9 protein-coding genes are annotated in these 9742 nt (G+C 39.2%); 5 read left to right on the top strand and 4 right to left on the bottom strand.

The features are described 5' to 3' along the window. Window positions 1-535: 535 nt before the first annotated feature. The 3 genes from I6F65_RS20500 to uvrD form a co-directional block, all read right to left on the bottom strand. Entirely contained in the window at window positions 536-1384 is an 849-nt protein-coding gene (locus tag I6F65_RS20500) for a chemotaxis protein (protein ID WP_197114675.1), read from the bottom strand. 103 nt (window positions 1385-1487) lie between these two features. Then, window positions 1488-3557 carry a GNAT family N-acetyltransferase gene (locus I6F65_RS20505; protein WP_197114676.1) on the bottom strand — a complete coding sequence of 690 codons (2070 nt, stop codon included), beginning with the start codon at window positions 3555-3557 and terminating at the stop codon, window positions 1488-1490. Continuing rightward, window positions 3535-5700 carry a DNA helicase II gene (gene uvrD, locus I6F65_RS20510; RefSeq protein ID WP_197114677.1) on the bottom strand — a complete coding sequence of 722 codons (2166 nt, stop codon included), beginning with the start codon at window positions 5698-5700 and terminating at the stop codon, window positions 3535-3537. Before uvrD ends, I6F65_RS20505 begins: the two co-directional genes overlap by 23 nt. Before the next feature lie 303 nt (window positions 5701-6003). Between uvrD and I6F65_RS20515 the strand changes: the two genes are divergently transcribed. The 3 genes from I6F65_RS20515 to I6F65_RS20525 all read left to right on the top strand — a co-directional run bounded on the left by I6F65_RS20515 (window position 6004) and on the right by I6F65_RS20525 (window position 7442). Further along, entirely contained in the window at window positions 6004-6228 is a 225-nt protein-coding gene (locus I6F65_RS20515) for a hypothetical protein (protein ID WP_169060705.1), read from the top strand. 116 nt (window positions 6229-6344) lie between these two features. Further along, the gene (locus I6F65_RS20520) at window positions 6345-6713 is read left to right on the top strand and encodes a YacL family protein (protein ID WP_024592461.1); all 369 of its coding nucleotides are present in this window, start codon (window positions 6345-6347) and stop codon (window positions 6711-6713) included. 105 nt (window positions 6714-6818) lie between these two features. After that, a complete protein-coding gene (locus I6F65_RS20525; protein WP_197114678.1) occupies window positions 6819-7442 on the top strand; it encodes a dUTP diphosphatase in 624 nt (207 codons plus the stop codon). 15 nt (window positions 7443-7457) lie between these two features. Here I6F65_RS20525 and yrfG read toward each other — a convergent pair whose 3' ends face one another. After that, entirely contained in the window at window positions 7458-8105 is a 648-nt protein-coding gene (yrfG, locus tag I6F65_RS20530) for a GMP/IMP nucleotidase (protein WP_166115079.1), read from the bottom strand. A gap of 61 nt (window positions 8106-8166) precedes the next feature. On the opposite strand from yrfG, the gene nudE reads away from it, so the two are divergent. After that, entirely contained in the window at window positions 8167-8739 is a 573-nt protein-coding gene (gene nudE / locus I6F65_RS20535) for an ADP compounds hydrolase NudE (protein WP_166115076.1), read from the top strand. Then, complete coding sequence (gene cysQ / locus I6F65_RS20540; RefSeq protein ID WP_197114679.1) at window positions 8732-9535, top strand: 3'(2'),5'-bisphosphate nucleotidase CysQ; 804 nt, start codon at window positions 8732-8734, stop codon at window positions 9533-9535. Before nudE ends, cysQ begins: the two co-directional genes overlap by 8 nt. Window positions 9536-9742: the final 207 nt, after the last annotated feature.

Below are 9742 nucleotides of genomic sequence, written 5' to 3' on the forward strand. Positions count from 1 at the left end.
CAGTAGTGAAACGAAACAGCGCCGATGATAGTGTAGCATTTGCTATGTGAAAGTAGGACATTACCAGGCTTCAAATTGTAGAAAGCCCGAATCTAACGATTCGGGCTTTTTTACGTCCGCAGAAAAGTGAGATGTGGATGAATAATGCACAACTCGCGCCATACACACTATTAATATCCCTTATTTCATTCGATTACAGCTCATGACCCACTTTAAAGAAGCCAACTTATCTCACCAGTCTCTGCGATAGCGCGATAATAAGCAGCTTGAGAGAGTGATAATGCAGTATTTATACTGTGGCTCTCCACCGCTTTGGGCATTAAAACATTCTACTGCGTATGCGTAGCGCACCGACTTCACATTGTAGAAAGCCCCAATCTAAAGGTTTGGGATTTTTACGTCTGCAGAAAAGTGAAATATAGGGGAGTAATGAACATTACGCACTCGAGGTCTCTTCAATTCACCTAAGTATACAAGTCGAACTGAATAGCTCATTACTTCAGTACTAAAGTTTATAACCAAATATAAAGGCTATTCAAAATAGTCCGTAAGCTTGAGTTTCTTCACTTTCAGATTCTTCTAGTTGTGTTGGTTTAAATATTACGCTTGGATCAATTAATACACTGTGCTTTTGTGAAAGCTTGATTAACCCACGCATCATATTTTTAGTTTGTGGGTCTAGATCAAAACCAACCTCAGTTAGCTTATCTAGTGGTTTAATGTCTTCTTTTTTATAGTCGATATTATCTTCGACTTTATCTACCAATAACCCTACATGTGGGTTTAAGCCGTCTTTAGTGGTAAAAACAATAATAGGTTTATAGTCTAATGTTATTTGCTCTTTAGCTGATTCAAATAAACGCTCGAGCTGAATTAGACTATTACGCTTAATTTTGTCGAGCAGGGCTGACACTTGTTTATGATCATTTTGATTATGGGCTGCTATGGCTTCTTTGACCGTTTCTAGCAATGATTGAAAAGGCTCGTCAATCCGAGACATTGTTAATTTTAAGTCTTCATTATCGGTGCTGAACTCTTTGTAAAACAGAACAAAATCTTGTAGTTCTGCGTCATTGCTTGAAATAGAAGCCGAGCTATTTAGCAAGTTACTTTGAAGGGTATTGAACCAGTTTAATAGTTTTTCTTGCCATGCTCTTAGTTGCTTTAGTACATGCGCATTACTTTGTTCGGTTGAGGTATTATTTAAAATAATACCTAAATCAAAAACAGGCGTTGGTATATCCATATAATCTTTAACACCAATAAAGCTTTTATTATTGTTTGGTAAAGTTGTTAGATTATTGTCAAAGCGCTCTGTTAATAAAATATCGAGTATTTTAAGTGAAATTGTTTTGCAGCCCACTTTAAAGTTTATTAATTCCATGCCTTTATCTTAATTTACCTATTAATGCTTTAAGGATAGAACAAATTAAATAAATAGCTTAAAGATGGATGAAATTTAACAGAGATAGGGCAACTAAAAGCTATTAGATGGTACTTATGAGGTTTTTTATGGCACGTTTAAATTGATTCTCAAGCTGATTTTTTCCTAATAAATCTGAGTGTTGAATCACTTTTTCATTACATTCATTTTGAAGTACTAACTTTATTAAAAGTTGTTTATCAAACTCTGTTAATTGAGATATATAAGAGGGTGACTGGCTCAGTAACTGCCAAAGAGTTGCAGAAATACTAAATTGAGTGAAGTTACTGTTTACGAGCAAAGCTAATCGTTCGCGAGTATCGGGGCTTATTAACCCATCGCTAAATCCTTCAATTAGAATACTTACAAGTTGCCAATCTAGTGTTTTAAAGTGTGTTAAAAGCCCATAAAAAAAATCGTTTTTAAACTGCTTTTTTAGAGGTTGAATAATTGCACTTTTGTTGCTTAAGCATTTAACCACAAGCGCTGAATGTTCAGCTGTGCTTTTATCGCGTTGATAACCTAGCTTTATGGTATCAAATCCTTGGTTTTGCCAAAAATTAAGTAACTGCGCTGTTGCGCCAAAGCTTGCTCCAAACCAACTGCATTGGGATTTTACTTGCGACTCGCAATAGCTAAGTAGCTTTTTACCAAACCCCATATTGTGAGAACACGGATCAATCGCTATTCTTACAACGCGAGCGCTCAACTGTGTTAAGTAGCTATTATTAAAGCTAAGTTGTGAGAGGGTTTGAGCCATTAAGTGACCCTGTGGGCGGCGCTCTCCGCTTATAACCTGTAGAGCAAGTTCTTCACTTAAACCACCTTCTATGGCGATTAAACATACGCCAACTAATTGGTTATTAATTTTGCTAATAAATAGTCGTTGCGATGGTGCGTCTAGTAGTTGGCGTAAATCGTTTACACTACTTTGATAGTGAGCCAATGCAAGCAGGGCAATAACTTGTTGCAGTAAAGGCTCATTGTTTACAAGGGATTGCTGAGTTATTTCGCTATGTACTGACTGCTCTAATTGATCACTACTTAACTCTTTATATTGTGCATCAAGTGCAAATAAAGTGCGTGTGTGCTTCTCAAGGGGGTCGTGTTTAGCAAAGCGCAGTGGCTCATCAAGCGTTATAACTTTAGAAGCTTTATAGTGCGCTTTAATATAGTTACTAAAGCGAATGGTATAACCCCTGCCATTGCCTTCATATCCAACCAGAGTGCTAGCAAAGACTATACGAGGGTAATGAGCTAGCATTTTCAGCAATAACGGAACAGGGATTGCTGCAGCTTCATCAACGAGTAATAAATCGCACTCAGGTAGCGTATTTAATAGTGCGTCAGGTGCAACATAGTGTAAGTTGGCGAGCTGTTTATCTTCAGCGTTATATTGCATGCCTAACTCTTTAGCTAAATGCTTAAAGCTGCTATGCGTAGCTTTAAACTGAGTACTGCAAATAATTACTTTTTTATCAATTAATTTTGCTGTTGCTAATCCAAGTGCTGCCGACTTACCTCTGCCTCTATCTGCATTAATAAGTAATGGTCTATTAGCACGACCATTAGCCACTTTTATTATTTGATCAACACAGCTTTGCTGAGGCTCATAATCAATTTTATTATAAGTAACAGAAGTTACGGCATTATTAATACAGCCATCTTTTTCACTAAAATGAAAAGCAGGTAATTGTTTAATAACAGTTGCGAAACGTTGATTAAATAAACTGTAGTTAATGGTATGACCGTGTGATTGCACTGTACTTAATGAAGGGTCTTGCCAAGTAGGTAAGTCATCTAATTCAGGCAGTAATAAAAACAGCATACCACCGGCTTTAACAGCGCCGCCAAGTGCCGCAAGTTTATCTGGGTGCAAACCACTAAAGCCATCATAAACGGCGTGAGCAAATTCTTGCCCTAAAATTTGATGAGTGCGGGTAGGCCAGTATGAATTTTTAAGCGCACTCTGCTTAGATACCACAAGTGTATTGTCATCATCTATTAATGAATAGAGTAATTCATAGCACCAAGCTGAGCTGCCAGTAATCAGGATTAGCTGACGATGATACGCGTCAGCTAGTTGTTGCCCCAATTCATTTAGATGTGCTTTATATCGCTTGTAATCGTGCATAGGCCGTTACTAACCATTTAGTGCCAAGGTCATCAAAGTTAACTTGTACGCGAGATTGCGCGCCACTGCCTTCGTAATTAAGTACGGTACCAATGCCAAACTTAGCATGCAGAACCCGTTGACCTAAATTAAAACCACTGTCTTCAAATGCGGCATGGCTAACTGATGCGCTAAAACGCCCGGCGGCAGGCGGACGAGAAACCTGTGTTTTAATACGGATTTCTTCTACGCAGTCCTCAGGTATTTCGCGTAAAAAGCGTGATGGACTATGGTATTTTTCTTGCCCGTATAAGCGGCGACTCTCAGCATGGCTAATGTATAACTTATCCATTGCTCGTGTCATGCCTACATAACAAAGGCGGCGTTCTTCTTCTAAGCGACCCGACTCTTCGTTACTTTGCTGAGAAGGGAACATGCCTTCTTCTACGCCCACCATAAACACTAGCGGAAATTCTAAGCCTTTTGCTGAGTGAAGTGTCATCATTTGAACTGCGTCTTCGTGTTCTTCTGCCTGCCCTTCACCTGACTCAAGTGATGTATGTGCTAAAAAGCCTTGTAAAGGCGAGCTGTATTCTTCGTCTTCAGGAAGCTCATACTGGTCACATGCGCTAATTAGTTCTTCTAAGTTTTCTACGCGAGCACGGCCTTTTTCACCTTTTTCAGCTTGGTACATTGCCATCAAGCCTGAGGTTTGGATTGTGTACTTGGCTTGCTCATGTAAAGTTAGGTCGCTAATTTTATCTTCTATTTGTTCAACTAGCTCTACAAACTTAGTAACTGCACCAGAAGCACGACCAGATAAATGCTGTTGTTCTACAATTGCTTTTGCGGCATACCAAAGCGGTAATGATTCTGCTCGTGCACAATCTCGTATATGGCTCAATGTTTTATCACCAATACCGCGTGCTGGAGTATTAATTACACGTTCAAACGCGGCATCGTCTTGACGATTACCTACTAGGCGTAAATACGAAAGCGCATCCTTAATTTCTTGTCGTTCGAAGAATCGCATACCACCATAAATACGGTATTTTAAGCCTTCTTGCAGCATGGCCTCCTCGAGTACACGAGATTGCGCGTTACTACGGTATAAAATTGCGGCATCTTGTAGGGCATTACCTGCATTTAACCAGCTTCGTAGTTTGCTACTTACAAAGCGTGCTTCGTCTAACTCATTAAATGCTGCATAAATAGAGATTGGCTCGCCATCGTTACCGTCGGTCCACAAGCTTTTACCCATACGTTCTGAGTTATTTTGAATTAATGCGTTGGACGCTTTCAAAATAGTCGCGGTTGAACGGTAGTTTTGTTCAAGACGAATGGTTTCAGCGCTAAAGTCAGTTAAAAAACGTTTAATGTTTTCGATTTTAGCACCACGCCAACCATAAATGCTTTGGTCATCGTCGCCTACAATCATAATGCTGTTAGTATCGCCAGCAAGTAACTTTAACCAAGCATATTGAATGGTATTTGTATCTTGGAACTCGTCTACGAGCATATGTGCAAAGCGTTGCTGATAATGACGCAGTAACGTAGGGTTATTTTTTAACACTTCGTAGCTGCGTAGTAATATTTCAGCAAAATCAACTAGGCCGGCTCTATCACAGGCCTCTTGATAGGCGGCGTAAACTCGCAGCATCATTTGCTCGTTAATGTCGTATGCTTGTATATCTTTAGGGCGAAGTGCTTCATCTTTTTTGGCGCTTATATACCAGCCAAATTGCTTAGCGGGCCATTTTTTATCATCAATATTCATCGATTTTAATAAGCGCTTGATCATCCGAAGCTGATCGTCAGAGTCTAAAATTTGAAAGGCTTCAGGTAAGTTAGCTTCACGGTGATGAGCACGTAAAATACGATGTGATAAACCATGGAAAGTACCAATCCACATACCACCTACAGGCGCTTTTAGTGTTTCTTCAACACGGCCACGCATTTCTTTAGCTGCTTTATTAGTAAAGGTAACTGCAAAAATACTGTAAGCGGAGGCTTGCTCAACTTGCATAAGCCACGCAATACGATGAACTAACACTCGTGTTTTACCAGACCCAGCACCTGCTAATACCAGCATGTTTTGTAGTGGGGCTGCAACGGCATCGCGTTGTTTGTCATTTAAGCCATCGAGTAATTGTGAAACGTCCATCGTTACGCCTTTTTAATCAATATTGTGGGCAGTATAACAGGTGTTTTTGTTAGGCTAAATAAAATACTGTTTTTATAAACAGCTATTTATAAAATAGTGTTCAAAACGAGTAACTTGCTAATTAATTAAGCGAATAAAAAAGTGTAAACGGATAACAATAATTGCTAATTTGACCTGATTTTAGCAAAATTTACCAACTCTCTAAATCTAGACTAATTTAACTATTTGATTTGTAAGCTTTAATAAATTGGCATAGAGTGTGTAGGTAAATAATTATAAAATTAAATAAATACAGAGGTTAGTATGGCGGATCAAGGTTCTGGCGGTAACGTAATCGCAGCATTATGTAATATATTTTTTCCTGGTTTAGGGCAGTTAGTGCAAGGGCGTATTTTAGCGGCTATATTTTTTGCACTCGCTATTATAATAAGTTATGCACTAATTTATGTGCTTGTAGGTTTTGTACTTGTGCCTATTATTTACTTATGGTCGATTATTGACGCTGCGCGTTATAAATCGCGAAGTTAACAGCTTTAAAGCTGAGTAAAATAGCGCCCTTGTGGCGCTATTTTGCTTTATATGTTCTGTGGTTTGTAGTCGTTTACGTATATAATTACGCAATTAAAGATTTACAGGTATACCCTATGGAATATCAATTTATTCGCGATCCTATTAGCGGGTTACGTATTAAAATAAGCAGTGAACACGCCATTATTGGTCGCTGGCTAAACGAAGAAATAGGCAAAGACAAAGTAGCCATGGTGCAAGCGCTTATTGCATCGGTAAGCTCAAGCTATGAGCCGCTAACGCTAAAAGGCCAAGAAATAGATCTAATATTAACGAAAGACGAAGCATTATTTGAAGCGCATGCGCTTCATCAAGACAGCGAAGACCTAATAGCGTATCAAGATGACGATTTAGCGCTTGAAGAAAATGGTTTAAGCAGTGGTTGTGGCTTTGAAGATTTTATTGATTTAATTGATTCTTGGCATGAGTTTACGACGTCACGATAAACATAATTAGCACATTAATGAAAATATACAGCAATGCACAATCAGCATTTTATCTGTATTATTACATCAACGAAAATTACGCCAACCAAAACGACAGGAATTGATATGTCTGCCAATTTAAACAAGCTAGTAGTGATGCTAGAAATGCAAAACGCCATGAATACTAAAGTACATGAGCAATGGTTTACTCAAGGGTTTGAATGGTACCGCGCTATTTGGGTTGAGTGTGCTGAAATGTTGGATCATCATGGTTGGAAATGGTGGAAAAAACAAACACCAGATACTGAACAAGTTATTTTAGAGTTGGTTGATATTTTTCATTTTGGTCTATCGCTTAGAATTGACGGCGAAACTAGCTACGAAGACTTAGCAAAGCAACTTGAAACTGAGCTTAGCAGTGCTCAACAAGCTGATGACTTTAAACAAACACTAGAGATATTAGCGGCGTCTGCTGTTGCTGATAAAACGTTTAATGCAGGTGCCTTTGCCGGCTGTATGGCGCAAATGGGTATGGATATTGATGATTTATATCGTGGCTACGTAGGTAAAAACACGTTAAACTTTTTCCGCCAAGATCACGGCTACAAAGACGGTAGCTACATTAAAGAGTGGAACGGACAAGAAGATAACGAACATTTAGTTGAAGTAGTTAAAAGCCTTGATACAGAACATGCTGATTTTGCAAAATTAGTATATCAAGGTCTAGAAGCGCGTTACCCAAAAAGTTAATTCGGGTAATTTGAGTTATATTAACTTGCGGTAGTCGGTAACGCTTAGGTAATCGGCTATTTCGTTATGTGGTTGTTGGCTATCGGGGTTAGCAACTGCAAGTAAATGTTCAATGCCGTATTCTCGTGCGGCATTTAAAACGGGGATACTGTCGTCAATAAACAGTGTACGGTTTTTATTAAAACCTAAGTCGTCTTGCACTTTATGCCACAAACTTTGCTGCTCTTTACTTATCCCATATTCATGAGTAGAGACTACGCCATCTAAATAATTATCTATCGCAGTTTCTTCAAATTTGAGCATGACACTTTCAGGATGGGCGTTAGTAAGCAAAATTAACTCTTTACCTGCTTTTTTAAGCTCTGTTAAAAAGTGAGGTACGTCTTCTCGCATTTTAATTAAATGCTTTGATTCGCGCTTAAGTTCCATAATAGGCAAGCTTAATTGTTGTTCCCAGTAATCTAAGCAATACCACTGTATTTGACCGCTTACGGCTTGATAGCGTTTTAAAATATCTGCTTTGGCTGCGTCTAAGCTAATGCCTCTTGCTAATGCATGTTGTTGTGGAATTACGTTAAGCCAAAAATGACTGTCGTAATGTAAATCGAGTAATGTTCCGTCCATATCAAGCAAAACGGTATCGATTTTTGACCAATTTAACATAGGAATTTCAACTTATAAGGTTTATTATTGAACTAACTGCCATGATAGCAAATTAACGCCAATGACACAGAAAAAGCACCCAACACCACCGCAAATTCTTAGTAATAATGTTGTCGCTAAAAGTCGACTATTTACTGTGGAATCTTTAGAACTTAAATTCTCTAATAACGAAGAGCGCCAATATGAGCGAATTCGCGGCGGTGGTCGAGGCGCAGTGATGATTGTGCCTCTAACTGCCGATAACGAATTACTACTCGTACGTGAATATTGTGCAGGCACTAACGACTATCAATTAGGGTTTCCAAAAGGATTAATAGATCCTGGTGAAACACCAGAGCAAGCAGCTAACAGAGAGCTTAAGGAAGAGGTGGGTTTTGGTGCTGAATACTTTAAACCACTAAGAACCGTTACCATGGCACCTAGTTACTTTAATGCCACCATGCATATATTGTTTGCTAAGCAACTCTATCCAAAAACATTACCAGGAGATGAGCCAGAGACACTGGTTGTTGTTAAGTGGCCATTAATCGACTTGCAGTCATTATTAGACCAAGAAGATTTTACCGAAGCTCGCAGTGTTGCCGCTTTGCTATTATTAGATAAATACTTAGCGTCTGGAGCTGCCGATGAATAAATTAATTGAACCTTGTATTGAATTAGCTGAACTTGCTGGTAATGCAATCATGGCCATTTATAAAAAAGGCGATATTGGCCAGCAAGAGAAATCAGATAACACGCCGGTTACCAAAGCTGATTTAGCTGCAAACGACGTACTGGTTGCTGGATTGAAATCACTTGCGCCTGACATTCCAATTATGTCGGAAGAAACACCTATACCAGCACTTGCTGATAGACAAAATTGGCAGCGTTATTGGTTACTCGATCCGATGGATGGCACTGGTGAGTTTATTTTAGAAAGTGGCGACTTTGCAGTAAATATTGCATTGATTGAAAATAACCACCCAGTACTTGGTGTTATTCATTGGCCAGCAAAAGGAATTACTTATTTTGCGACAGCAAAAAATGGTGCTTTCAAACGCGAAAATGCAAACGATAAGCAAATATCTGTAGCAACACCAAACACCCTTACGCTTGCTGTGAGTCGTCGTCAAAAAATTGAAGCTGTAAGCCAATACTTAAACGCTCAATTTACAACCATTGCAGTGGGTTCATGTTCATTAAAGGCTTGTGCTGTTGCAGAGGGTAAAGCCGATTGTTTTTTAAGAATCGGTCCAACAGGTGAGTGGGATACTGGCGCATCACAAATTATTGTTGAGGAAGCTGGCGGCTGCATTACAGATGCTGAATTTAATCCGCTAACCTATAATCAGCGTGAAAGCACTGAAAACCCTGACTTTATTGTTATGGGACACCCTGATTGGGAGTGGCAAAAAATGATTACACCACATCAAAGGTTGAGTGCAGAATAGTGTTTTGATTGCTTTTTGCGCACTTGAACAACTTTAAGTGCTTTAAGCCTTGCATTATATGTTTATTCCTATATAGTAGCGCTCTCTTCAAGGCAGGCTCGTAAATAAAACGAAGTTGCTTTAAAGAAATTACAGGCGCGGGATGGAGCAGTCTGGTAGCTCGTCGGGCTCATAACCCGAAGGTCGTCGGTTCAAATCCGGCTCCCG

Origin of the sequence: Pseudoalteromonas sp. SWXJZ94C (assembly GCF_015864385.1) — a bacterium.
Lineage (GTDB): Bacteria > Pseudomonadota > Gammaproteobacteria > Enterobacterales > Alteromonadaceae > Pseudoalteromonas.

Coding starts and splice junctions, on each gene's coding strand:
- I6F65_RS20500 (WP_197114675.1), bottom strand. CDS start 1,384: ATGGAATTAATAAACTTTAAAGTGGGCTGCAAAACAATTTCACTTAAA.
- I6F65_RS20505 (WP_197114676.1), bottom strand. CDS start 3,557: ATGCACGATTACAAGCGATATAAAGCACATCTAAATGAATTGGGGCAA.
- uvrD (WP_197114677.1), bottom strand. CDS start 5,700: ATGGACGTTTCACAATTACTCGATGGCTTAAATGACAAACAACGCGAT.
- I6F65_RS20515 (WP_169060705.1), top strand. CDS start 6,004: ATGGCGGATCAAGGTTCTGGCGGTAACGTAATCGCAGCATTATGTAAT.
- I6F65_RS20520 (WP_024592461.1), top strand. CDS start 6,345: ATGGAATATCAATTTATTCGCGATCCTATTAGCGGGTTACGTATTAAA.
- I6F65_RS20525 (WP_197114678.1), top strand. CDS start 6,819: ATGTCTGCCAATTTAAACAAGCTAGTAGTGATGCTAGAAATGCAAAAC.
- yrfG (WP_166115079.1), bottom strand. CDS start 8,105: ATGTTAAATTGGTCAAAAATCGATACCGTTTTGCTTGATATGGACGGA.
- nudE (WP_166115076.1), top strand. CDS start 8,167: ATGACACAGAAAAAGCACCCAACACCACCGCAAATTCTTAGTAATAAT.
- cysQ (WP_197114679.1), top strand. CDS start 8,732: ATGAATAAATTAATTGAACCTTGTATTGAATTAGCTGAACTTGCTGGT.